This window comes from Chelatococcus albus, from assembly GCF_030067675.1.
Lineage (GTDB): Bacteria > Pseudomonadota > Alphaproteobacteria > Rhizobiales > Beijerinckiaceae > Chelatococcus_A > Chelatococcus_A albus.
The window spans coordinates 285,399-309,120 of record NZ_JASJEV010000004.1 but is presented as its reverse complement, the minus strand read 5'-3'; the positions used below and the strand labels follow the sequence as shown (position 1 = coordinate 309,120).

The 23,722-nt window shown below is 69.0% G+C and carries 22 protein-coding genes and 2 pseudogenes; 11 read left to right on the top strand and 13 right to left on the bottom strand.

The genetic code is table 11. The features are described from left to right. Positions 1-158 precede the first annotated feature (158 nt). The 4 genes from QNA08_RS09055 to QNA08_RS09040 all read left to right on the top strand — a co-directional run bounded on the left by QNA08_RS09055 (position 159) and on the right by QNA08_RS09040 (position 4,312). Positions 159-1,475, top strand: a complete 1,317-nt coding sequence (locus tag QNA08_RS09055) for an ABC transporter substrate-binding protein (protein ID WP_283740364.1) — start codon at positions 159-161, stop codon at positions 1,473-1,475. Between the two features lie 100 nt (positions 1,476-1,575). Continuing rightward, on the top strand, positions 1,576-2,496 hold the full coding sequence (locus tag QNA08_RS09050; RefSeq protein WP_422679885.1) for a carbohydrate ABC transporter permease: 921 nt from the start codon (positions 1,576-1,578) through the stop codon (positions 2,494-2,496). Between the two features lie 74 nt (positions 2,497-2,570). Next, entirely contained in the window at positions 2,571-3,416 is an 846-nt protein-coding gene (locus tag QNA08_RS09045) for a carbohydrate ABC transporter permease (protein WP_283740381.1), read from the top strand. 11 nt (positions 3,417-3,427) lie between these two features. Next, the gene (locus tag QNA08_RS09040; protein WP_283740362.1) at positions 3,428-4,312 is read left to right on the top strand and encodes an NAD(P)-dependent oxidoreductase; all 885 of its coding nucleotides are present in this window, start codon (positions 3,428-3,430) and stop codon (positions 4,310-4,312) included. Between the two features lie 127 nt (positions 4,313-4,439). Here the strand turns inward: QNA08_RS09040 and QNA08_RS09035 are convergent, their stop codons facing one another. Next, a complete protein-coding gene (locus tag QNA08_RS09035) occupies positions 4,440-5,489 on the bottom strand; it encodes a LacI family DNA-binding transcriptional regulator (RefSeq protein WP_283740361.1) in 1,050 nt (349 codons plus the stop codon). A gap of 97 nt (positions 5,490-5,586) precedes the next feature. On the opposite strand from QNA08_RS09035, the gene QNA08_RS09030 reads away from it, so the two are divergent. Then, on the top strand, positions 5,587-6,501 hold the full coding sequence (locus QNA08_RS09030) for an NAD(P)-dependent oxidoreductase (protein ID WP_283740360.1): 915 nt from the start codon (positions 5,587-5,589) through the stop codon (positions 6,499-6,501). Here QNA08_RS09030 and QNA08_RS19045 read toward each other — a convergent pair. Then, positions 6,467-6,745: pseudogene (locus tag QNA08_RS19045) on the bottom strand (TfoX/Sxy family DNA transformation protein); the annotation flags it as partial. The gene QNA08_RS09030 and the pseudogene QNA08_RS19045 overlap by 35 nt on opposite strands. Before the next feature lie 46 nt (positions 6,746-6,791). After that, a complete protein-coding gene (locus QNA08_RS09025; protein WP_283740359.1) occupies positions 6,792-7,715 on the bottom strand; it encodes a DMT family transporter in 924 nt (307 codons plus the stop codon). Positions 7,716-7,917: 202 nt separating this feature from the next. Between QNA08_RS09025 and QNA08_RS09020 the strand changes: the two genes are divergently transcribed. Next, positions 7,918-8,766, top strand: coding sequence for a chromate resistance protein ChrB domain-containing protein (locus tag QNA08_RS09020; RefSeq protein WP_283740358.1), 849 nt, complete (start codon positions 7,918-7,920; stop codon positions 8,764-8,766). After that, positions 8,763-10,124, top strand: a complete 1,362-nt coding sequence (chrA, locus tag QNA08_RS09015) for a chromate efflux transporter (RefSeq protein WP_283740357.1) — start codon at positions 8,763-8,765, stop codon at positions 10,122-10,124. Before QNA08_RS09020 ends, chrA begins: the two co-directional genes overlap by 4 nt. A gap of 23 nt (positions 10,125-10,147) precedes the next feature. On the opposite strand, the gene QNA08_RS09010 is transcribed toward chrA, so the two are convergent. The 8 genes from QNA08_RS09010 to QNA08_RS08975 all read right to left on the bottom strand — a co-directional run bounded on the left by QNA08_RS09010 (position 10,148) and on the right by QNA08_RS08975 (position 17,654). Beyond that, positions 10,148-10,633 carry a MarR family winged helix-turn-helix transcriptional regulator gene (locus QNA08_RS09010; protein WP_283740356.1) on the bottom strand — a complete coding sequence of 162 codons (486 nt, stop codon included), beginning with the start codon at positions 10,631-10,633 and terminating at the stop codon, positions 10,148-10,150. Between the two features lie 102 nt (positions 10,634-10,735). After that, positions 10,736-11,323, bottom strand: a complete 588-nt coding sequence (locus tag QNA08_RS09005; RefSeq protein ID WP_283740355.1) for an NAD(P)H-dependent oxidoreductase — start codon at positions 11,321-11,323, stop codon at positions 10,736-10,738. A gap of 14 nt (positions 11,324-11,337) precedes the next feature. Continuing rightward, positions 11,338-11,919, bottom strand: coding sequence for an NAD(P)H-dependent oxidoreductase (locus QNA08_RS09000; RefSeq protein WP_283740354.1), 582 nt, complete (start codon positions 11,917-11,919; stop codon positions 11,338-11,340). 25 nt (positions 11,920-11,944) lie between these two features. Next, on the bottom strand, positions 11,945-13,375 hold the full coding sequence (locus QNA08_RS08995; protein WP_283740353.1) for an FAD-binding oxidoreductase: 1,431 nt from the start codon (positions 13,373-13,375) through the stop codon (positions 11,945-11,947). A gap of 16 nt (positions 13,376-13,391) precedes the next feature. Continuing rightward, positions 13,392-14,759, bottom strand: coding sequence for a cytosine deaminase (locus QNA08_RS08990; RefSeq protein ID WP_283740352.1), 1,368 nt, complete (start codon positions 14,757-14,759; stop codon positions 13,392-13,394). Between the two features lie 10 nt (positions 14,760-14,769). Continuing rightward, positions 14,770-15,621 (bottom strand): ABC transporter permease, encoded by an 852-nt coding sequence (locus QNA08_RS08985; protein ID WP_422679881.1) that lies wholly within the window; start codon positions 15,619-15,621, stop codon positions 14,770-14,772. Positions 15,622-15,628: 7 nt separating this feature from the next. Then, a complete protein-coding gene (locus tag QNA08_RS08980; RefSeq protein WP_283740351.1) occupies positions 15,629-16,435 on the bottom strand; it encodes an ABC transporter ATP-binding protein in 807 nt (268 codons plus the stop codon). Positions 16,436-16,652: 217 nt separating this feature from the next. Further along, positions 16,653-17,654: an ABC transporter substrate-binding protein gene (locus QNA08_RS08975; protein ID WP_283740350.1), complete on the bottom strand. Its 1,002-nt coding sequence runs from the start codon at positions 17,652-17,654 to the stop codon at positions 16,653-16,655. A 173-nt stretch (positions 17,655-17,827) separates the two neighbouring features. On the opposite strand from QNA08_RS08975, the gene QNA08_RS08970 reads away from it, so the two are divergent. After that, positions 17,828-18,217, top strand: a complete 390-nt coding sequence (locus QNA08_RS08970) for a RidA family protein (RefSeq protein WP_283740349.1) — start codon at positions 17,828-17,830, stop codon at positions 18,215-18,217. A gap of 88 nt (positions 18,218-18,305) precedes the next feature. Beyond that, positions 18,306-19,088, top strand: coding sequence for a creatininase family protein (locus tag QNA08_RS08965; protein WP_283740348.1), 783 nt, complete (start codon positions 18,306-18,308; stop codon positions 19,086-19,088). Here QNA08_RS08965 and QNA08_RS08960 read toward each other — a convergent pair. Continuing rightward, complete coding sequence (locus tag QNA08_RS08960; protein WP_283740347.1) at positions 19,072-19,545, bottom strand: GNAT family N-acetyltransferase; 474 nt, start codon at positions 19,543-19,545, stop codon at positions 19,072-19,074. The genes QNA08_RS08965 and QNA08_RS08960 overlap by 17 nt on opposite strands. Before the next feature lie 22 nt (positions 19,546-19,567). Next, positions 19,568-21,151 (bottom strand): OpgD/OpgG family glucan biosynthesis protein, encoded by a 1,584-nt coding sequence (locus tag QNA08_RS08955; protein ID WP_283740346.1) that lies wholly within the window; start codon positions 21,149-21,151, stop codon positions 19,568-19,570. A gap of 625 nt (positions 21,152-21,776) precedes the next feature. Here QNA08_RS08955 and QNA08_RS08950 point away from each other — a divergent pair. Both QNA08_RS08950 and QNA08_RS08945 read left to right on the top strand, forming a co-directional pair. Further along, positions 21,777-22,910 carry a type III PLP-dependent enzyme gene (locus QNA08_RS08950; protein WP_283740345.1) on the top strand — a complete coding sequence of 378 codons (1,134 nt, stop codon included), beginning with the start codon at positions 21,777-21,779 and terminating at the stop codon, positions 22,908-22,910. Between the two features lie 126 nt (positions 22,911-23,036). Next, a pseudogene (locus QNA08_RS08945) lies at positions 23,037-23,608 on the top strand (GNAT family N-acetyltransferase). Positions 23,609-23,722: the final 114 nt, after the last annotated feature.

Sequence of the window (23,722 nt, the reverse complement as noted above, 5' to 3'; positions counted from 1 at the left end):
GCCGCTCAAGCCCGACCCCGCCCTCGTCCACCTCTTCGACGCCGACACCGGCCAGAGACTCTGAACCCGCGCGCCCCGCAGGCCGGGCGGCGCAGACATAACCGCAAGGGACGGCGGTGCCGCACAAGAGCACATCCCGGCTTCAAGGAGGAAACGCGATGACCCTATCGAGACGAGATCTCCTCTTGAGTACGGCCGGTCTTGCCGCCGGCGCCGCCCTCGGTCCCTTCGCCGGCGGTCCGCCGGCGCTCGCACAGGCTGCGCCGAAATACGAGCCCGAGAAGGGAGCGACGCTGCGTCTCCTGCGGTGGGCTCCTTTCGTCAAGGGCGAGGAGGACGCCTGGCTCGCCAATACGAAGAAGTTCACCGAGGCGACGGGTGTGGAGGTGCGGATTGACAAGGAGAGCTGGGAGGACATCCGCCCGAAGGCGGCGGTCGCCGCCAATGTCGGCTCCGGCCCCGACATCGTCTGGGTCTGGTTCGACGACCCCTTCCAGTACCCCGACAAGCTCATGGACGTGAGCGAGCTCGCCAACTACCTGGGCGGCAAGTACGGCGGCTGGTATCCGGGCCCGGAGAGCTACACCAGGAAGGATGGCAAGTTCATCGCCCTGCCGCTCGCGGCCATCGGCAACGCCCTGTGCTACCGCGAGAGCTGGGTGAAGGAGGCGGGCTTCAGCGAGTTCCCCAAGGACACGAAGGGGTTCCTCGAGCTCTGCAAGGCGCTGAAGGCCAAGGGGCATCCGGCGGGATTCGCCCACGGCAAGGCGGTGGGAGATGGCAACAACTATGCCCACTGGCTCTTGTGGAGCCATGGTGGCAGGACCGTGGACGAGAAGGGCAAGGTGGCCATCAACAGCCCCGAGACGATCGCGGCATTGAAATATGCCCGCGAGCTTTACCAGACCTTCATCCCGGGCACGGAGAGCTGGCTCGATGTCAACAACAACCGCGCCTTCCTTGCGGGCGAGATCTCGCTGACCGCCAATGGCGTGTCGCTCTACTATTCGGCGAAGAACGATCCCAAGCTCGCCGACCTCGCCAAGGACATCAGGACGACCCAGCTGCCCGTCGGTCCCGTCGGCAAGCCGGTCGAACTGCATCAGACGACGTCGGCGGCCATCTTCAAGTACACGAAGTACCCGAAGGCTGCGCTCGCCTATCTGCAGTTCATGTACGAGAAGCCGCAGATGGACGCTTGGCTGCTGGGGGCGAGCGCCTATTGCTGCCAGACGCTGAAGGCCTTTGCCGGCAACCCGGTCTGGACCTCCGATCCCAATCACGCGCCCTATGCCAAGGCCTCGGAAACCCTGCGGCCGAACGGCTATGCCGGGCCGCTCGGTCCCGCCTCTGCGGCAGTGATGGCCGACTACGTCCTCGTCGACATGTTCGCTGAGGCGGCCACCGGCCAGCGTTCGCCGGAAGAGGCAGCCAAACGCGCCGAACAACGCATCAGCCGCGCCTATCGCGGCTGAACCAACGGGTCCTGCCCTTCCGCCCCGGCGAGGGGCGGGAGGGTGCAGCCGCCACTCCGCCGGAGAGCCATCGATGTCCGTTCGAGCCGAGCCTGCGGCGATGCGGCCGCCGTCGCGCTGGAGCCTCGCTGCGCTGGCGCACGATCGCAACGCGGTCGGGTTGTTGTTCCTCCTGCCGGCAGCCGCCTTCCTCCTCGTCTTCCTCACCTATCCGCTCGGACTGGGCGTCTGGCTCGGCTTCACCGACACGCGCATCGGCCGTGCGGGCGTCTACGTGGGCCTGGAGAACTACGAGCTCCTGTGGGACGATTCGATCTTCTGGCTCTCGGTCTTCAACACGATCCTCTACACGACGGTCGCCTCGCTCCTGAAGTTCGGCCTCGGGCTGTGGCTGGCGCTCCTCCTCAACGGGCGCCTGCCGTTCAAGGCCTTCTTCCGCGCCATCGTGCTCCTGCCATGGGTCGTGCCCACGGTGCTCTCGGCCATCGCCTTCTGGTGGATCTATGACGCCCAGTTCTCGATCATCTCCTGGGCGCTGATGCGCCTCGGGATCATCGACGCGCCGATCAATTTCCTCGGCGACGCCACCAACGCGCGGGCTTCCGTCATCGCCGCCAACGTCTGGCGCGGCGTGCCCTTTGTCGCGATCTCGCTGCTCGCCGGTCTGCAGACGATCCCGCCGTCGCTGCACGAGGCGGCGACGCTGGACGGCGCCACCCCGTGGCAGCGCTTTCGCCACATCACGCTGCCGATGCTCTCGCCCATCATCGCCGTGGTGATGACCTTCTCGGTGCTGTTCACCTTCACCGACTTCCAGCTCATCTACGTGCTGACGCGCGGCGGGCCGCTCAACGCCACCCATCTGATGGCGACGCTCAGTTTCCAGCGCGCCATTCCCGGCGGGCAGCTCGGCGAGGGCGCGGCGATCGCCGTCGCCATGATCCCCTTCCTGCTCGCGGCGATCCTCTTCAGCTATTTCGGACTGCAGCGCCGGCGCTGGCAACAGGGCGGACAGGACTGAGGGAGGGGGACGTGACCACAACCAATGAACAGCTGCCCCTCGGCCGGGAACCTGTCGTCGGCGACGAAGGCGGCATGGCCTATCTCGAACGCCTGCCCCGGCGGATCGCGGTAGTCTACCTGCCGCTCGCCGTCTTCGTCTTCGTGCTTCTCTTCCCCTTCTACTGGATGGCGATCACGGCCGTCAAACCCAACGCGCAGCTCACCGACTACACGAATTACAGCCCCTTCTGGGTGGTGGATCCGACGCTCGACCACATCCGCTACCTCCTGTTCGAGACCTCCTATCCCGGCTGGCTCCTCAACACGATGGTGGTGGCGGTTGCCTCGACCTTCCTGTCGCTCGTCACCTCGGTCTTCGCGGCTTACGCCATCGAGCGCCTGCGCTTTGCCGGCTCACGTTTCGTCGGCCTCGCAATCTTCCTCGCCTATCTCGTCCCGCCGTCGATCCTGTTCATCCCGCTCGCACTCATGGTGTTCAAGTTCGGCATCTACGACACCAAGCTCGCGCTGATCTTCACCTACCCGACTTTCCTCGTGCCCTTCTGCACCTGGCTGCTCATGGGCTATTTCCGTTCGATCCCGTTCGAGCTCGAGGAATGCGCACTCATCGACGGCGCGTCGCGTTGGCAGATCCTCCTCAAGGTGCTTCTGCCGCTCTCGGTGCCGGGGCTCATCTCGGCGGGCATCTTCGCCTTCACGCTGTCGTGGAACGAATTCATCTACGCGCTCACCTTCATCGCCTCGTCCGAGAACAAGACGGTGCCGGTCGGCGTATTGACCGAGCTCGTGCGCTCGGACGTCTACGAATGGGGCTCGCTGATGGCCGGCGCACTCATCGGCTCGCTGCCCGTCGTCATCCTCTATTCCTTCTTCGTCGAGCACTACGTCTCGTCGATGACGGGCGCGGTGAAGGAATGAAGGGAGCTGTGATGACGACGGTCGGTTTCGTCGGGCTCGGCGCCATGGGTCTGCCGATGGCGCAGAACCTCGTGCGGCGGGGCTTTGCCGTGCGCGGTTTCGATGTTCGAAGCGAGGCCGCGGATGCACTGGCGGCGGCCGGCGGGCAGCGCGCCCCCACGGCGGCGGAGGCGGCGCGCGAAGCCGACGTGCTGGTGCTGATGGTGGTCAACGCCGCGCAGGCGGAAGGCGTGCTCTTCGCCGCGGGTGCGCTGGAGGCGCTCGCGCCGGGCGGCATCGTCGTTCTCATGGCGACCTGTGCACCGGCGGCCGTGGAGACACTCGCCGAACGCATCGCGCGGGCTGGCCGGCGTCTCGTCGATGCGCCGGTGTCGGGCGGCGTCGGCGGCGCGCGGGCCGGCACGCTCACCATCATGGCCGCGGCCGCGCCGGCCGATTTCGCTGCGGCGAGGCCGGTGCTCGACGCCCTCGGCGACAAGGTCTTCCACGTCGGCGAACGGCCGGGGCAGGGGGCGATGGTCAAGACCGTCAACCAGCTCCTCTGCGGCGTGCATATCGCCGCCGCGGCGGAGGCCCTGTCGCTCGCGGCCAAGGCGGGGATCGACGCGCGTGTCCTTATCGAGATCCTCGCCGGCTCCGCTGCCTCGAGCTGGATGCTGAAGGACCGCGGCCTGCGCATGCTGGAGGAGGCGCCTCCTGTCGCCAGTGCCGTCGACATCTTCGTCAAGGATCTCGGCATCGTGCTCGATGCCGGGCGCAGCGCCCGGGCGGCGCTGCCGCTGGCTGCGGCGGCCCACCAGATGTTCCTCGCCGCCTCGGGCCTCGGCCACGGGGCGGCCGACGACAGCCAGGTCCTGCGGGCCTACCGCGTGCTCAACAAGAGCGGCGATGCCTGAGCTGGCCGGAGCGGGATGAGGCACAGTGGGAACCGGTTCTCCCGTCCCATCCTGCTCGGGCCTTCGGCCATCGATCGCGCTGATTCCGGATCGTGTCGAGCCGAGATCGGCGCGAGCTCGAGAGCCCTCACCGTTGCGGCGGGGCGGTGGTACCGCGTATGACGAGCGACGGTTCCAGGATGATGCGCCGCGTCGGAGCGCCGGGGTTCTCTATGCGGCGCACCAGCAGCTCGGCAGCCTTGCGGCCCATCTCGTCCTGATGGTTGTGCAGGGTGGTGAGCGCCGGGAACCACTGCGCCGCCTCCGCCACATCGTCACAGCCGACGATGGAGAAGTCGCGACCGGCCTCACGACCCGCGTGCCGCAGGCCGAGCATGGCACCGAAGGCGGCGAGGTCGTTGAAGCACACCGCCGCCGTCGGCGGATCGGGCAGCTGCATGAGCGCCTCGATGCCCCTGAAGCCCGTCTCGCGCGTGCCGTATCCCTCGACGATCAGGGCCGGCTCGACGGGAAGGCCGTGGCGCGCCAGCGTCTCGCTGTAGCCGCGGCGGCGCGCCCGCCCTGTCGAGATGAGGTCCGAGCCGCCGATCATGGCGATGCGCCGATGGCCGAGGCCGATCAGATGCTCGACGGCGACCGTGGTGCCGCGGGCGTCGTCGGAGCCGACGAAGTCGAGGTCGACGCCTGCGATCTCGCGCGACACCTGCACGACGGGGATGCCCGCCGCCGTGAGCTGGTTGAGGCTCTCGGGCGTCGTGCCGCCGGCCGCGCACAGGATCATGCCGTCCGGCCTATACTCGCGCAGGGTGGAGAGGACGCGGGCCTGCTTTTCGAGACTCTCGGCATAGGTGCCGAGCAGCACCGTGCGCCCGCTGCCGCTCACCGTCTCCTCGATGGCCGAGAGCAGTTCGGCGAAATAGGGATTGGTGATGTCGTGGAAGCCGACCGCGATCATGTTGGTGCGCGCGGTGCGCAGGCTCGCCGCGCTGCGGTTGTAGACGTAGCCGAGCTCGCGCGCGAGCTCCTGCACCTTGCGCTTGGTCGCCTCGGCCACGACGGCGCTGTCGCGCAGCGCCAGGGACACCGTCGCGGTCGAGAGCGAGAGTTTCTCGGCGATGACCTGCAGGGTGACGCGGTGACGGTCGTGTCGCTCGGCCGAAAGCCCGGGCATGCTCATCAGGGCGAAGCCTCCTTCATCCGACGCACTCGTCTTGCGGCGCGCTGGCCATCATCCACGCCCTGTCCGATCGTTCACGTCAAGAGGAAGCGAAGCAATGGTAGCGACAAACGAGCGCATCGGTTTCATCGGCCTCGGTCTGATGGGCCACGGCATGGCGAAGAACATCGTCGAAAAGGGCTTTCCATTGACGGTTCTCGCCCATCGCCGCCGCACGGCCGTGGATGATCTCGCGGCTCGCGGGGCGGGGGAGGCGGTTTCCGCAAAGGCACTCGCCGAACAGTCGACCATCATCTTCCTCTGCGTCACGAGTTCGCAGGAGGTCGAGGCGCTGGTGCGCGGGCCCGATGGCCTCGCCGTCGGCGCCCGCTCCGGCACGATCATTGTCGACTGCTCGACGGCCGATCCAGGCTCGACGCTGGCGCTTGCGGCAGAGCTCGCGCCTCGGGGTATCACCTTCGTCGACGCACCCCTGTCGCGCACGCCGAAGGAGGCCTGGGAGGGCACGCTCGACACCATGGTCGGCTGCGACGAGGTGACCTTCGCGCGGCTGAAGCCGGTGCTCGATACCTGGGCGGGGCGGGTCGTCCACATCGGTCGCACGGGCGACGGCCACAAGATGAAGCTCCTCAACAACTTCATCTCGCTCGGCTATGCGGCGCTCTATGCCGAGGCACTGGCGCTCGGGCGCAAGGTGGGCATCACGCCGCAGCAGTTCGACAGCGTGCTGCGCGGCAGCCGCATGGACTGCGGCTTCTATCAGACCTTCATGCGTTACGCGCTTGAGGGTGATCGCGAGGCCCACAGGTTCACGCTGAGGAATGCGCACAAGGATACGCGCTACGTCGCCGCCATGGCCGATGCGGCCGGCCTCGCCAATCCTCTGGGCAATGCGGTGAAGAACAGCTTCGCCCTCGCCGTCGCCGCGGGGCGCGGCGACGACTATGTGCCGATGCTCGCCGACATCGTGGCCGATCTCAACGGCATCGCCCCCGCCTCCGTTGCATCTTGAGGCCGGCACCCCGCCGCTGCGGCGCGAGCGCTGCGGTCACAACCGCCGCTTCGCGCCTCAGCCAGTCCTTCATCTCGGCAGGCAGGTGCAGCCAATGGCAGCCTCGCAGCGCGGCCTCCATGGCGTGGAGGCCGACCAGGCTGACGCGGTTCGGCGCGATGAACTTCAGGCGCCGCCAAGCCTCGACAGCGCCTGTGCCGCGCAGCTCCTCGGCGCTGGTGATTCTGACCTCGGCGAGCAGGGCCTCGGTCGCTGGCCGAGATTGGGCAGGCTCGAGACTGCGGTCACGCTCAAGCTTCCCTGGTCGGTTTCGCTACGACACGCTCGCGATAGAGCAGATAGAGGCCCGAGGCGATGACGATGCCCCCGCCCGCCAGTGTGTAGACGTCCGGCACGTCGCCGAAGATCACGAAGCCGAGGCCGATCATCCACACGATCTGCGTGTAGATGAAAGGCGCGAGCACCGCGGCGGGGGCGCGCCGGTGCGCCTGGATGAGCAGCCAGTGGCCGAGCGCGCCGAAGGCGCCGAGCCCTCCCATGATCAGCCAGGCGACGGGCGAGGCCGGCGTCGTCCAGATGAAGGGGATGAGGGGGGTCGTCAGGGCGACGCCGGCGAGCCCGGAATAGACCATCGTCGTTTCGGACGAGTCGTGCGCGGCGAGCACGCGCGTCGAGATATTGTAGAGGGCATAGCAGACGGCGCCCGCCATCGACAGGAGAGCAGCCGGATGCAGCCCCCCGAGGCCCGGCCGCGCCACGACGAGGACGCCGAGGAAGCCGACGGCGATCGCCGCGAGGCGGCGTGGCCCGACCCATTCCCCGAGGAGCGGCCCGGCGATGAGGGCGACGAGAAGCGGCGTCGAGAAGATGATCGACATCGTCTCGGCAAGCTGAAGGTAGAGCAGCGCGAAGAAGTTGAGCGCCGTCGAGAGGAAGAGCAGGAGCGAGCGCCCCGTCTGCAGCCACGGTCGCGCGCTGCGCATCACTCCCGGCCGCGTCACCGGATTGATGGCGGCACCCACCAGCACGATGCTCGCCACATAGCGCACCCACACCGTCTGCATCGGGTCCATGTGGCGATTGAGCCACTTGGCGCTGGCGTCGAGGCAGGCGAAGCACATCAGCGCCGCGCACATGAGCGCAATGCCCGCGAGCCGGTCACGACTATCTGTCGCCGAGGCCGCCTCGCCCGTCCGCGGGTTCTGCATCAGCATGAGTTGAAACGATTTAGCCAGTGCGTGCGCATCATCGCCGGAAAGCCTACTGCGCATCGTCCCGCTTGGCGACGCGCCGCATCGCAGGTCTCCGTTGCATATGACGCGGTTCTGGCGCAAGCTGTCGACACGGGGCCGAGAGCGAACGCCCCGTCAGGCTGTGCCCAAGCGTCGCTCGTGACTTCCCCCATGGAGGTCTCCGATGGGCACGCCCGCTGTTCCTTCTTCTTTCCTCATCGACCCTCCGGACCTGTTCGAGGCCCTTCTCGGCACGGTGCCGCCGCTGCTTGTCGACGTGGGCCGGCGCGAGCTCGTGGACGAGCGAGGAACGATCCTGCCCGCCGCGTGGCTCCTCGATGCCGCCGATGCTGCCGATATTCTGGCCTCGGAGGCGGCCGGTCGACGGGTCGTCGTCGCCTGCGCGCACGGGCACAACCGCAGCCAGGGCGTTGCCGCGGCGCTCAGGGCGCGCGGCATTGCCGCGCAGGTGCTGCGCGACGGTTTCGACAGCTGGCTGGCGGCCGGCCTGCCGGTCGTGCGGCGCAGGGCAGGGCCTGTGGTGCTCGGCGAGGCGCCGACGTCATGGGTCACGCGCCGCCGGCCCAAGATCGATCGGGTCGCCTGCCCATGGCTCATCGCGCGTTTCCTGGACGCGCGGGCGCGGTTCCTTTTCGTCGAGCCGGACCAGGTGCTCGCCGTCGCGGACGATCTCGGCGGCATCGCCTACGACCTGCCGGGCGCCCCCTTCGAGCACGATGGGGAACTCTGCAGCTTCGACGCGCTCGTCCGCGCCTTCGGCCTCGACGCGTTGCCGGAGCTGCGCGATCTCGCGCTGATCGTGCGCGGTGCCGATACCGACCGGCTCGACCTCGTGCCGCAATGCGCCGGGCTGCTCGCCGTCGCGCTCGGCCTGTCGGCCCGGCACGGCGACGACGACGCGGCGGTGTTGCGGGACGGCTTCATCGTCTATGACGGGCTCCTCGCTTGGCTGCGCCATGCGCGCGGCGAACGGCACCTGTGGGTGCGGCCTGCGCGGGAGACGGCGGCATGAGCGAACTGTCCATGATGACCGGGCGGGGCGACGAGGCGCGCCCTGCGCCCGTCGCCTTCACGCAGGCCATGAGCCTGTGGGCCAAGGTGGGCTTCCTCTCCTTCGGCGGCGCGGCTGGGCAGATCGCCATGCTGCACCGCTTCGTCGTCGAGGAGCGGCGCTGGATCGACGAGCACCGCTTCCTCAACGCCCTCAATTACTGCACCCTGCTGCCGGGCCCGGAGGCCCAGCAGCTCGCGACCTACATCGGCTGGCTCCTGCACGGCGTGCGCGGCGGCCTCGCCGCCGGGCTCCTCTTCGTGCTGCCCGGCGCGCTCGTCATGCTCGGGCTGTCGCTGCTCTACGTCATGGGCAGCGGCGTGCCGCTGATCGACGGCGTGTTCTTCGGCATCAAGGCGGCCGTGCTCGCCATCGTGGTCGAGGCCGTGCTGCGCATCGGCCGGCGTGCGCTGCGCACGCGCCTGCTCGTCAGCCTGGCCGTCGCGAGCTTCATCGCCCTCTTCTTCCTGCGCCTTCCCTTCCCGCTCGTCGTGCTGGCGGCGGGATTCATGGGCTTCCTGGCGGCGCGCCGGCATCCCGCCCTCGTCGGCGTGCGCGACGGGGACGGCGCGCGTCCGCCGCCGGCGCCGGGGCGCGTCGCGGGCGCGGTGCGGAGCGGCGCCGCCTGGCTCGCAGTCTGGTGGGCGCCGGTGCTTCTCGCTGCGGTAACGCTTGGGCCGGGGCACGTCCTTGTCGATCTCGGGCTCTTCTTCTCCAAGCTCGCGGTCGTGACCTTCGGCGGGGCCTATGCCGTGCTGGCCTATCTCGCCGACGCGGCGGTCAACGCCAAGCACTGGGCGACCGCGGCCGAGATGGTGGACGGGCTCGGGCTCGCCGAGACGACGCCCGGGCCGACGATCCTCGTCAACCAGTTCGTCGGCTTCCTCGCCGCCTTCCGGGCTCCCGAGCCGTTCACGCCCCTCGTCGCCGGGACGCTCGGCGCGGCGATGACCGTATGGGTGACCTTCGTGCCCTCCTTCCTGTGGATCTTCGCCGGCGCACCGTTCATGGAGGATGTCACGCACGACCGGCGGCTCGCCGGCGCTCTCGCCGCCATCACGGCCGCCGTCGTCGGAGTCATCGCCAATCTCGCGCTGTGGTTCGCGCTCAACGTGCTCTTCGCCGTGGTCGGCGAGTGGTGGGTTGGCCCGGTGCGCGTCGTTACCGTCGAACTCGCGAGCCTGCGGCTGGATGCGCTCGTCATGTCGCTCGTCGCCTTCGCGCTGCTCTTCGCCTGGCATCGCGGCGTGATCACGACGGTGGGGTTGCTCGCGGCGGCGGGCATGGGGCGAGTGATGCTGGTCAACCTCATCGGCTGAATGGGCCGGACCGGCTCCGGCCCTCAGGCGGCGGTCTCCTCGAGCTCGTCGTCGGGCTCTTCGAGCCCTTCTCCCTCGGCGGCACCGGCCAGGTTCTTGGCCGCCTTGCGCAGGAGCTTGCGCAGGCGCTTGCGGTTCTTGCCGTCGAGGCCGTTCAGGAGCTCGTCCTCCACCTCGCTCCACAGGCCCTCGATGGAGGCGGCACGGCGCGCGCCCTCTTCGGTCAGTGTGACGACGACGACGCGCGCGTCGCCCGGCTCGGTGCGGCGTTCGACGAGGCCCTGCAGGGCGAGGCGGGCAATGGTCTTGGAGGCCGTCGGCGGCTTGACGCGCAGGAGGGCCGCGAGCTCACCCATGGTGAGGGTCTCGGTTGTCGCCAGGGCCTGCAGCACCTGCTCCTGGCCGGGGAAGAGGCCGAGCGCGGCCAGCCGCTCGCCCATGCGCGTGCGATGCAGGCGCGCCGCGTGCACGAGCGCCCAGCCGACACTCTTTGCGACCGGATGCTTCATCGCTGGCCTCCGCTGATCTGGTTGCCCTCGGGCAGGATAGCTTGCCGTCGAAACAATGCCCTTCAGGCGATGACATTTCGATGACGGCGGTAGCCGGCGGCCTCAGATGCGGGACAGGCGGCGCTCCACCGCGGCGAGGAAGCGGTTGCGCTCGACGTCGGTCGTCGAGTCCATGCGATGCAAGGCCATCCACAGGCGGCGGCAGCGCCAATGGCACAAGACGCTGATGCCGGTGAGCAGCGTGCGCCGTCCCGGCATGCCGATGAGCCACCACCACCAGCGGGGGCTGCCGAGTGTCGAGATCGCCGCCACGACGCGGATGTGCTTCATGCGGCGCGCGATCGGTCGGCCGGGCTTCGGCATCTCGAAGGTCGCGTGCGGCACCCAGACGCGGTCGAGCCAGCCCTTGAGCATGGCGGGCAGTCCGTACCACCAGGTCGGGTAGATGAAGACGAGCGCCTCCGCCCAGCGCAGATGCGCGAGATGTGCGGCGACCGGCGCCTCGTTGCGGCCGGGCGTGTGGTAGTGGCGCCGCTCCTCCGCCGACATCACCGGGTCGAAGCCTTCGGCATAGAGGTCGAGGAGGCGCACGTCGTGGCCGCCGCGCTTGAGGGCGGCGATCGCCCGGTCGCGCACCGCGGCGATGAAGCTCTCCGGGCAGGGATGGCAATAGACGAGAAGGACGCGCATCGCGAAAGGCTCTATCAGAAATGTTCCATGCAATGCCGGACGTCGCGCAGGAAAGCCTCGCGCGTCGCGGGTGTCGAGCGGTTCATGTCGTAATGGGCGAGATAACGGGTGCGGGCCTGCGACGCGGCTAGGGCGCGCAAGACGCGCGTGATGCACTTGCGCGGCGGATCGCCCATGAGGCAGGCGCGCCAGCGCGGCGCGCCGTAGGTCGTCACTGCCGCGAGGCGCGTGATGCGCCGCAGGTTGGGGCGCACGAGCCCGTTTTCGATGCGGAAGCTGACGCCCGGCAGGAAGACGCGGTCGAGAAAGCCCTTGAGGATTGCCGGGAAGCCGAAGTTCCAGACGGGGTAGACGAGCACGAGCCCTTCCGCCGCCTCGAGCCGGCGCACGTAATCGGCGACCGGCAGGCGGTTCTGCGCGAGATCGTGGTAGGCGCGCCGCTCGTCGCGGCTGAGCACGGGGTCGAAGTGCTCGGCATGGAGGTCGCAGTCGTCCACTGCGTGGCCGGCAGCGGCGAGTGCCCCGACCACGGCGGCGTGCAGCGCCGCGCTGTAGCTGTCCGGATCGGGGTGGGCGTGCAGGACGAGAAAGCGCATGGCCGTCCTCTCCGCCCCCTGCCTGTCAGGCCGCCGCGTCGCGTGCGGCGAGGCCCGGGAAGAGATAGGTCTTGCCCGAGGCATAGTCGTAGTCGGGATCGTCCCAGGCGATCATCTTGCCGGGGTTGAGCAGGCCCCTGGGGTCGGCCTCGCGCTTGAAGGCGAGCTGCACCGCGTCGGTCTGCTTCATGCCGCCTTCCTCGAGCGTGTAGCGGTGGGGGTTGAAGATCGGCGCGCCCATGTCCTCGTGGATGCGCATGATCTCCTCGAGCCTGTCCTCCGTGGTGAAGCGCACAAGCGGCAGACCGAAACAGGTGATCTTGCCGTCGAAGCGCACGAATTCGAGATGCGCCTTGACCTCGTCCGCTCCGAAGCGGGCGTGGAGCCGCTCGACGAGCGCGAACTGGTCGGGAAAGGGGTAGAGTACCTGCAGATAGGTGATCGCCGGATCGGCACGCAGCGCCCTCAGGGTCGTGTGGTTCCAGGCGAGTTCGTAGACGGGCGGCAGCCCGCGCAGGTCTTCCGGCGCAAGCGCGTCCTGGCGGAAGGGGATTTCCGCGCCCCGAAAGCGACCGGTGAAGGCGAGCATGGCGTCAAGCGCATGCGTGGCCACCATGACGATGACGACGTGCCGGTCGCGCGGCAGGAAGCGCTGGTGGCGCAGGAACGTGTCGTGCGGCACCGGCGCGGCGACGACCGCCACCTCCTTGAGGAGGAGGCCGTCCTGCTCGCCGAGGGCATTGGCGTAGGCGGCGGCGGCTCCGAAGTCCGCGAAACCGACGAGGAGGTCGATCCAGTCGTAGGCCGGGCCGAGCGCCATGGCGACTTCGGTGATGATGCCGTTGGTGCCGTAAGCGTGGCTCACCTTGTGGATGTCGTCGCCCGCGAGCGTGAGCACGCGCGGGCTCTCCTCCATCGTCACGACCTTGAGCGAGATGACATTGCCCGCGTCGCGCAGCCCGCCCCAGCGGATGGAGCCGACCCCGCCCGAGCCGCCGGCGACGAAGCCCCCGATCGAGGCCGTGGCGTAGGTCGAGGGATGCATGCGGATTTCCTGCCCCGAATGCGGCCGCGTCTGGCGGTCGATCTTGGCGAGGATGGCGCCGGGCTCGGCCACCACCTTGCCCGGGGTGATCTCCTTCACCGCGTTCATGCGCGACAGGTCGAGCACGATGCCGCCCGAAAGGGGCATGGCCTGCCCGTAATTGCCCGTGCCGGTGCCGCGCGGCGTGACGGGGATGCCGAGTGCATAGGCCGCCTTGAGGATTTCGATCACCTCCGCCTCGCTCGCCGGCACGGCGACCACATCACCCGTCACGCCGTCGAGTTCGCGCTTCAATCGCGGCGAGTACCAGAAGAAGTCGCGGCTCTTCTGGCGCACGAGCGCCGGGTTGTCCTCGATCCTGACGCCGGGCAGCCTCGCCTTGAGGCCGTCGATGTCGTAGCGCGCGGTCATCGGTTCCCTCCCGTCGTCAGGTCCTCGGCGTGGCGTGCATGAGCCCGTCGAGCTCGCGGTAGTCCGGCGGCGTCGTATCGACGGGCCGGCCTGCCACGAGCACCGTGCGGTCGCCCTGCGGTCGGGCGAAGAGCTCGGTCCAGGAGCGGGCGCGGGTAAGCACGAGATCGGCCGCGCCGCCGGCGACGATGCGGCCCGTCCCGTCGAGGCGCATCATTTCCGCGGGCGTCGCCGTGACGGTGCGCACCCAGCCGTCGCCGGCGTGGTCGAGATGCAGGATGCGCGTCGCCTCCCGCAGCACCTCGATCATGTCGAGGTCGCCGTAGGCGTAGAAGGGGTCGCGCGTATTGTCGCTCGCCACCATCACCGGCACGCCCGCCGCCTTCAGCTCGTGCAGCGGCGCCACGCCCCGCCAGCGCGGCGTCGCCCGCGTCAGCCCGTCGGCGCCAACGCGGCGGTCCTGGAGATACATGTTGCACATGGGCAGGCTGACGACGGCGATGCCGGCGGCGGCGAGCTTGTCGCTCACGCGCCGCGCCTCCTCCTCGGCCTGCAGCGCCAGCGAGCAGCAGTGGCCGACGAGCACCTTGCCGGCAAAGCCGAGGCGCAGCACCGTGTCGGCGATCACTTCGAGCGAGCGGGCTTCCGGCGCGTCGCTCTCGTCGACGTGGAGGTCGAGATCGAGGCCGCGCGCCGCGGCCGCGTCGACGATGCGCTCGAGCGCAAGGCGCAGCCTGTCGTCGGGGGTGGCGCCGAGGAAGGTGACGCCGCCCAGCACCCCGCCGTGTCGCGCGACCGTGGCGACGATGGATCGGAACTGCGGCTCGTCGTCCACGGCGAGGTCGACGGGAAAGAGCGCCGTCGCCTGCAGGGTGATGCGCCCGGCCCAGGCCTCGCGCAGGGCGGTGAAGACGGGCCAGGAGATCGCTGTCTGCTTGCCGACGGAATCGAGATGCGTGCGCAGCGCGCCCGTGCCGTGAGCGAAGGCCGCGCGCAGGCCGAAGTCCATGCGGGCGAAGACGTCCTCCGCCGTCCAGTGCGCCTCGCGATCGAGAGCGACGCTGTCGAGGGCGCCCATGAAGGTGCCGTCCGGATTGGGCCGGCGCGGCCAGATATGGCCCTTGTCGAGATGGGTGTGGATGTCGACGAAGCGCGGCAGGGCGATGCCGCCATCGCAGTCGACCGCCGGCAGGTCGTCGTCGGGCGTGGCGGTGCCGGCGGGGAGGACGGAGGCGATGCGCCCCTCCGCCACGGTGATGTCGGCGCGCGTGAGCCCGTGGGCGTCGCCGGCAAGGCCGCCGGTCGCGGCGAGGCACAGCGGCAGCGCGACATTGTGCAGGCGGTAGGCGACCGCGGCGGGAATGGCGGCAAAGCCCGTGGGCAAGGTGGGCTCCTCAGTTCTCGCGGGCCGCGGCGCTCTCGTGCCAGCGGCGCAGCAGAAGATGCGACAGGAGAGTGAAGATCAGGAAGATCAGGATACCGGCGACCGAGATGAGCACCAGCGCGGCGAACATGCGCGGAATGTTGAGGCGATAGCCGGATTCGACGATGCGGAAGGCGAGCCCCGAGCCTTGTCCGGCCGTGCCCGCCGCGATCTCGGCGACGATCGCGCCGATGAGCGCGAGCCCGCCGCCGATGCGCAGGCCGCCCAGGAAGAAGGGCAGGGCGGCCGGCAGGCGCAGATAGAGGAGCTGCTTGAGGCGCGAGGCGCCGTAGAGGTCGAAGAGGTTGCGCAGGTTGTGGTCGGCCGAGGCGAGCCCGAGCGCCGTGTTCGACAGGATGGGGAAGAAGGCGACGAGGAAGGCGCAGACCAGCACCGCCGTGTTCGGCTCGAGATAGATGAGGAGGAGCGGCGCGATGGCGACGATCGGCGTCACCTGCAGGATTACGGCGAAGGGGAAGAAGGAGAGCTCGATCCAGCGCGATTGGGCGAAGAGGATGGCGAGCGCCACCCCGCCGATGATGGCGGCGAGAAGCGCCGAGACGGTGATCTTCAGGGTGACGAGGAGTGAGCCGGAGAGGACGCCCCAGTCGCGGACGAGCGCCTCGCCGATGCGCGAGGGGCTCGGCAGCACGTAGGGCGGGATGTCGTTGAGGCGCACGAGCGCCTCCCAGGCGGCAATCGCGGCGAGGAAGACGGCGACCGGCAGGAGGATGCCGAGCAGGCGCTCGCGGTCGAGGCGTATCACCCGCGAGGGCGTAGGAGCGGCCGTCGGGTTCGCAGCCTCGGAAGGGGACATGGTCATGCCGGCCTCACAGATGCGCGTCGGGTGCCATTGCGCCGTGCAGTTCCTCAGAGGCGCGACGGCAGAGATCGGCGTAATGCGCCGTGCGGCGGAAGCTCGCGTCCCGCGCGGGGGGCTCGTCCACGGCGATCTCGGCGACGACCCGCCCCGGGCGCGCCGCCATGACGACGATGCGCGTCGACAGGTAGACGCTCTCGTAGACCGAGTGGGTGACGAAGACGACGGTGCAGCCGAGCTCGTTCTTCAGCCGCACGAGATCGTCGTTGAGGTTGAAGCGGGTGATCTCGTCGAGCGCGGCGAAGGGCTCGTCCATGAGCAGCAGCGCCGGCCGCGTGACGAGGGCGCGCGCAATGGAAACGCGCATCTTCATGCCGCCCGACAATTCGCGCGGGTAGGAGGCCGCGAAGGAGGCGAGCCCGACGCGCGCCAGCGCTTCCTCGATACGCGGCATGGCCGCGCGGCGTGGGACCCCCTTGAGACGCAGCGGCAGCCACACGTTGTCCGCCACCGTCGCCCAGGGCATCAGCGTCGGCTCCTGGAAGACGAAGCCGATCTCGCCGCGATGGTCGGCACCGGCCGCCGCTCCCGGCCAGTCCACCGCCCCGCTCGTCGCCTCGCCGAGGCCGGCGAGGATGCGCAGGGCCGTCGATTTGCCGCAGCCGGAGGGGCCGAGCAGGGACAGCAATTCGCCCGGCCTGACGTCGAGGTCGAGACGGGCAAGCGCCACGGTGCCGTTGGAGAAGGTCTTGCCTACGCCGCGCAGCGACACGAGCGGGGCGGAGAGGAGGGGGAAGCGGGTCGGTGCGGGTGTCATCGCGCTTCGCAGGTCCGCCGCGGCGCGGCGGATGGGGGGACAGGCGAGGCTAAACCGATTCGACGCTGCGGGCCTCGCCCGCAGCCCCTGGACGGGCGGCGCACGAGGCCACCTTCGGAGGCGCGACCGTTCCCCCGATGGGGAGGGCGGCCGCGTCCTCGTCTTGTCCTCCCGGCACAACCGTTCCGCCGGGGCGGCGGTTGTCGCCGACCATGGGCTAGTTCTTCGGCCTGAGGTCGAGGCCGACGCCCTTGTTCACGAATTGCAGCGTGTAGCTCTTCTTGTAGTCGAGGCCGGCCTTGACGACGCCGGCCTTCACCATCTTGTCGAAGAAGCTCTTCATGCGCTCCTCGGTCATGGCGCCGATGCCGCTCTTCAGCGCGTCGCCGGAATCGACGATGCCGTATTCCTTCATCTTGGCGATGGAATAGGCGATCACCTCGTCGGTGATCTCGGGATTGTCCTTCTTGATGGCCTCGTTGGCCTTGCGGTTGTCGCCGTAGAGGTAGTTGTACCAGCCGATAGCCGAGGCATCGACGAAGCGCTGCACGAGATCGGGCCTCTTCTCGACGAGGTCGAGGCGTGTCTCGATCGTGGTGGCGTAGGTGTTGAAGCCCTGGTCGGCGAGGAGGAAGACATTGGGCTTGAAGCCGCCCTGCTTCTCGATCTGCAGCGGCTCGGAGGTGAGATAGCCCTGCTGCGCCGCCTTCCTGTCGGCGAGGAAGGGGGCAGGATTGAAGTTGTAGGGGCGGACCTGCTCCTCCTTGAAGCCGTACTCCGACTTCATCCACTGGTAGTAGGAGGCAAGGCCCTCCTTCGAGATGAGCATGGTGGCCTTCTTCAGGTCCTCCCACTTGTCCATGCCCGGATGGGCGATGATGACCTGCGGGTCCTTCTGGAAGGTCGCGGCGACGACAAGCGTCGGGATCTTCTCCTCTACGGCCGAGAAGGCCTGGATCATGTTGCCGCCCATGTAGAAGTCGAGCTTCCCGACCGGTAGCAGCATGCGGTTGTTGGACTGCGGGCCGCCGGGCACGATGGTCACGTCGAGGCCGTATTTGGCGTAGGTGCCGTCGACCAGCGCCTGATAGTAGCCACCGTGCTCGGCTTGGGCGACCCAGTTGGTGCCGAAGCGAACCTTGTCCTGGGCCGACGCCGCCGCCGTGAGTGCGAGCGCGAGCGCCAGTGCGAGCGCCGTCCTTGCCGTGGTTTTGACCATCGATATGCCTCCCCTTCGCGCAAAGCTCGCGCGCACGAGCGAATTTGTGCAGCCCCGCACGGGACGTGGCAAGACGCGTGCCGCCTGCGATGCGGGAGCGGGCTTGTGCCCGCCCGCCGGCCGGATACCGTCGCTGCGGCGCGAGTCGCCGCCATCGTTATGGACGAGATCGCATGAACCGAGCGCTGATGCCCGCCGCCGCCCCGCCGCCCTTTGCCCGCTACAGCCATGGTATGGAAGCGCCAGGGGGCAGCCGCATCGTGGTCACCTCCGGCCAGCTCGGCATCGCGGCCGACGATCGGATCCCGGAGGACGCCGGCGAGCAGGCCGAGCTCTGCTTCCGTGCCCTTGGCGCCATACTCGCCGAGGCGGGCATGGACTATGGCGACATCATCCGCATCAACGCCTATGTCACGGACCGCGCCCACATGAAGCCCTACATGGAGGTGCGCGACCGCTTCGTCGGCGCGCCGCCGCCCGCTTCGACGCTCGTCATCGTCTCGGGCTTCACGCGTCCCGAGTTCAAGGTCGAGGTCGAGGTCACCGCCGCGCGCAAGGACTGACGCGCCGGCCGCTCTGCCGGGCGCTGCCGGAGATCTACGCACATTCGCCGCCCACCCGGCGGCGCCAACGACAAGGAAAGAAGTGCCCATGCTGCCGTCGCGCCACTGGATCGACCTCACGACAGAGGACTTCCGCCGCCTGCCGATGCGGGAAGTCATCGCCGTCCTGCCGGTGGCGGCCGTCGAGCAGCACGGGCCGCATCTGCCGGTGGGCGTCGATACGCTCATCATGGAAGGTTATCTGAAGCGCACCATCGCCCTGCTGCCGGCGGACCTGCCGGCGCTCTTCCTCCCCATCCAGGCCGTCGGCAAGTCGAACGAGCACCTCGCCTTCCCCGGCACGCTGACGCTCTCCGCCGAGACGGCGATCCGTGCCTGGACCGAGATCGGCGAGAGCGTGCATCGCGCCGGCTGCCGCAAGCTCGTCTTCGTCAATTCGCACGGCGGCAACGTCTCGATCATCGATATCGTGGCGCGCGACCTGCGCGTGCGCCTCGACATGCTGACGGTCACCGCCTCCTGGCATCGCCTGGGCTATCCGGACCTCTATCCCGCCGAGGAATTGAAGCACGGCATCCACGCCGGGGACGTGGAGACCTCCCTCATGCTCGCATTCCGTCCCGACACCGTCCACATGGACGAGGCCCGGGACTTCGTGCCGCGCACGGTGGCCATGGAGCGGGATCTGGCCTATCTGCGCGCCGGCCAGCCGGCTGGCTTCGGTTGGATGAGCCACGACCTCCACCCCTCGGGCGCCATGGGCAACGCGACGGCCGCGACGGCCGAGAAGGGCGAGGCGACGGCCGCGCACGGTGCCGCCGCCTTCGTCGCCTTGCTGCGCGACGTGCAGAATTTCACGTTGACGGCGTGAGGCTGGCGCGGGCCAGGGCCTTCTCGTAACGCAGTGCCGGCGAGCCGTCCTCGTAGAAGTCCGGGTATTCGCCGAAGTGCCGGTAACCGGCACGTTCGTACAGACGGATCGCGGCGGCATTGTCCGGCCGCACTTCGAGGCGCAGGTGGCTGCAGCCACGACGCACGGCCTCCTCGCCGAGCGCCGCGAGCAGGGCGCGCCCGATCCCGTTGCCTGCTGCCTGCGGCTGGACCGCGAGCGAGGTGATGCGTCCAAGCCTCGATCCCTTGCGGAAGGCCGCGAGCCCATAGGCGACGACCGTGCCGCTGCGCTCGGCGACGAGGGCTGCGCCCGCTGCGCTGACCATCGCGTGGCGGAGGGCGCGCCGCGACAGGCGATCGGTGGCGAAACAGGCCGCCTCGATGGCAAGGAGGCTGTCGAGGTCGGCGATATGTGCGGGGCGCAGCTTCGTCGTCACGGCACCGTGCGCACTCCTGTGCTCATTCGGCCTTCCAGGGGTAGATCCAGGTTTCCGTCAGGGCCCGGTTGCCGACACGCAGGAAGGCGCGCAGGTCGGTCGACTGGCCGGGCTCGAGCTGCACGTCGAGGCCGGCCCTGAAGCCCTGGATCTTCGAGTTGGGCGCAAGGAACGTGCGCAGGATACGACCGGCCGAGGTGGAGATGTCGAGCTGCACGCGCTCCGGGTCGCTCATGTAATAGGCGAGGTCATCGCCGGCGAAGTCGACAAGGAAGCGGCGCGTGCCGGGCTTCACCGTCTCCGGGGAGCCGGCCGCCTTGGCGATCGTCTGGTAGGTATTGACGGCGCGCCCGCCGGGATGCAGCGCGGCGGCGTCCGTCACGGCGGTGATGCGGTACCGGAAGACCAGCGTCTGACCGGGCTCGGGCATCTGCCTCGGCACCCAGCTCGCCACGATATTGTCGTTCGTCTCGTCCGACGTCGGCAGTTCGAGGAGCTCGACGTGCCCCTCGCCCCAGTCGCCGCGCGGCTCGACCCAGTAGCCCGGGCGCAGCTCGTAGTTGATGTCGATATCCTGGTAGTGCTCGAAGGTGCGGTCGCGCTGCAGGAGTCCAAAACCGCGCACGTTGCGGTCGATGAAGGACGAGATCGACGGCTCGCGCGGATTGCGCAGCGGACGCCAGATCCACTCGCCGGTGTCGGAGTGGATGAGCAGGCCGTCGGAGTCGTGCAGCTCGGGCCGGTATTCGTCGAGGAAGCGGCGGTCGTTCTCGCCGACGAAGAACATCGAGGTGAGCGGCGCGATGCCGAGCTTGGGCAGCGGCTTGCGCGGAAAGAGCGTGGCCGTGATGTCGACGACGCTCTCCTTGGCCGGATAGACGAGGAACTGGTAGGCGCCGGTGAGCGAGGCGCTGTCGAGCGTCGCGTAGATGACGACGCGTTCGGCGCCGGGGGCGGGTGCTTCGATCCAGAATTCGCGGAAGAAGGGGAAGTCCTCCTCGCCGCCGGCATTGACGGCGACACCCCGCGCCGACAGGCCGTAGCGCTGGCTGCGCCCGAGGAAGCGGAAGTAGCTCGCGCCGAGGAAGGCGATGAGTTCGTCGTGGATCTTGGGGTCGTTCAGCGGGTACTGCAGGCGGAAGCCGGCGAAGCCGAGATTGACCGGCAGGGGCTTGTCGAACCTGTTCTTGCCGTAGTCGAAGAGCTGGCCGGAATAGGGCACCGGCGTCGGAACGCCGTCGCGAATCACGTTCACCGTCACGGGCCGTTTGAACAGGAACCCGAGATGGAACATGTGCATGCGGAACGGCCCGCCACCGGTGGCGAGCAGCGCCTTGTCCGGGCGGAAGCGGATGTCGCGATAGGCGTCGAAATCGAGCTTCGCCAGCGGTTCCGGCAGGGTCGGGGGGGCGCTCTCGAAGGCAACGGCCGCGAGTTCGCGGGCCTTGCGCACCGCGTCATCGTAGGTGAAGCGCGCCGGCGCTGGGGCGGGTTGAGCCGCCGGCTGCCCGCCCGCCTGCGCGAAGGCTGCCGTGGAGAGGGCGGGTCCGAGCGCAGCGAGGCTCGTCAGGGTCTCGATGAAGCTTCGGCGTGTGAAAGAGGGCATTGCAAGCAAGGCGTTGGACGACGGGGCGGCTGATGTGTCGGCACAGTTACGGGATCGCGCGGGCACGGTCCACTGGGTCGAATAGTCGTGTCACAGAGGCTATGCGGCAGGATCAAGGCCGCCTCGCGCGGGGCACGCGAATTTTTGTGGCGGAAGGCATGAAAAAGGTCTTGAGACCCGGGTGCGTCGATACTATTAAACCCCTGCCCAATTTCGCACGTGCCTGTGGTCGCGTGCTGGTCGGTGGGCATCCGGACAAGAGGCCGGACAGCCGCCCGGAGCAAGACCCGCAAGAGGTCGCTGAAGCTCCGAACACTTGACCGGCAGCCGGAGGCGAAACCGGCGCACCCCGTTCTCCGCGGGGGACGCGGCTTAAAGCAACGACGGAGCGGGCTTTTTTGGTCTCTGCCGGCTTGTCCAAGGGTCGGCGCGGGTTACCGAAGAGGCTTGTCCATCATTGCCGGGCGTGCGGATCGGGGCTCCCCCTTTCCAATCCAAGGCAGCACGGTCGGGTTCGTGAGTGCTCGTCGTTCGTCGCGTCTCCACAGCGCGACGGCGTGAGCTCATTCACCCGCATCATGCCGGGCGGTTCGCCGCCCCTCGAGCTTGTTGGGGGAGAGCGCCAATGACCGAGCGCATCCGCGAGTTTCTGCGCAACCGACGCGAGGACGGTCCCTGCCTCGTCGTGGACCTCGACGTCGTGCGTGACAACTATCTGGCGTTCACGAAGTCGCTGCCCGACACGCGCGTGTTCTATGCCGTGAAGGCGAATCCCTCGCCGGAGGTGCTGTCGCTGCTCGCCGGGCTCGGCTCGTGCTTCGACACCGCCTCGGTCGCCGAGATCGAGATGGGGCTCGCCGCCGGCGCCACGCCGGACCGCATCTCCTTCGGCAACACCATCAAGAAGGAGCGCGATATCGCGCGCGCCTACGGGATGGGCGTGCGCCTCTATGCGGTGGACTGCCTCGCCGAGGTGGAGAAGGTCGCCCGCGCCGCGCCGGGCACCAAGGTGTTCTGCCGCATCCTGTGTGACGGCGTGGGCGCGGAGTGGCCCCTGTCGCGCAAGTTCGGCTGCGCGCCGGAGATGGCGGCGGATGTGCTCGAGCACGCTCATCGCCTCGGGCTCGAGGCCTATGGCGTGTCCTTCCACGTCGGCTCGCAGCAGCGCAACACCGGCGCCTGGGACCAGGCCCTCGCCTCGGCGGCGGCGATCTTCCGCGAATGCGCCGAGCGCGGCATCACGCTGTCGATGGTCAATCTCGGCGGTGGCTTCCCGACGAAGTACCTGAGGGACGTGCCGGCGGTCGAGGCATATGGCGCCTCGATCTTCCAGGCGCTGCGCCGGCACTTCGGCAATGCCCTTCCGGAGACGATCATCGAGCCCGGCCGCGGCATGGTCGGCAATGCCGGCATCATCGAGGCCGAGGTCGTGCTCGTGTCCAGGAAGAGCGATGCCCCGGACGAGGTGCGCTGGGTCTATCTCGACATCGGCAAGTTCGGCGGGCTCGCCGAGACGATGGACGAGGCGATCCGCTATCCGATCCGCACGCCGCGCGACGGCGACATCCTCGTGCCGAGCGTGCTCGCCGGGCCGACCTGCGACTCCGCCGACGTCATGTACGAGAAGGAGCCCTATCTCCTTCCCGTCAGCCTGGAGATCGGCGACAAGGTGCTGATCGAGGGCACGGGCGCCTACACGACGACCTATTCGGCCGTCGCCTTCAACGGCTTCCCGCCCCTGAAGGCCTACCACATCTGACGGCCGCGGCGGCGACGCCGCGCGGCACCGCCACGGGAGCCGGCCCGCCCGGCTCCCCTTCCTCACGGATCCTGTCCGGTTTCGCGAACGCCCCGCCGCATGGCCGGGGCGGGGAAGGATGCAACCATGATCGTCATTCGCGAAGAGACGGCGGCCGACGTCACCGCCCGCGAGGCGTTGCTCGAGCTCGCCTTCGGCCCGGCGCGCTTCCAGAAGACCTGCGAGCGGCTGCGCGAGGGCCGTTTGCCGGCTGACGGACTGGCGCTCACCGCCGCCGTTGGCGATGCGTTCGTCGGCACGGTGCGCCTCTGGCATGTCACGGCCGGACCCGGGCGGCCCGCGCTCATGCTCGGGCCGCTGGCCGTCGCGCCCGAGGCGCGCTCGCTCGGGCTCGGTGCCCGGCTCGTGCGCGAGGCGCTCGGGCGGGCGGCGGCGGCCGGACACCAGGCGGTGATCCTGGTCGGCGACGCGCCCTATTACGCGCGCTTCGGCTTCTCGGCGGAAAGGACGGGGCCTTGTGGCTGCCGGGTCCCTATGCGCGCGATCGCTTCCTTGCCCTTGAGATCAAGCCCGGCGCGCTCGATGGCGCGCGCGTGCTGGTCAGCCCCACGGGCGCGCGCGCACCGCTGCCCGACTTCGCCGCCTTGCTTGCAGCCGGCGGCACGTCGAAGCTGCGCACGCTGCCCCGAGCGGCCTGATTCACGTGGCTTTTGCCGTTGACGAGCGCCGCACGAGCCGGAATCGTGCGGCGCCCGCGTCTTGCCGGTCCGGCCGTCCCGAAGGAGGGACATGCACAGCCCAACCCAGGAGTT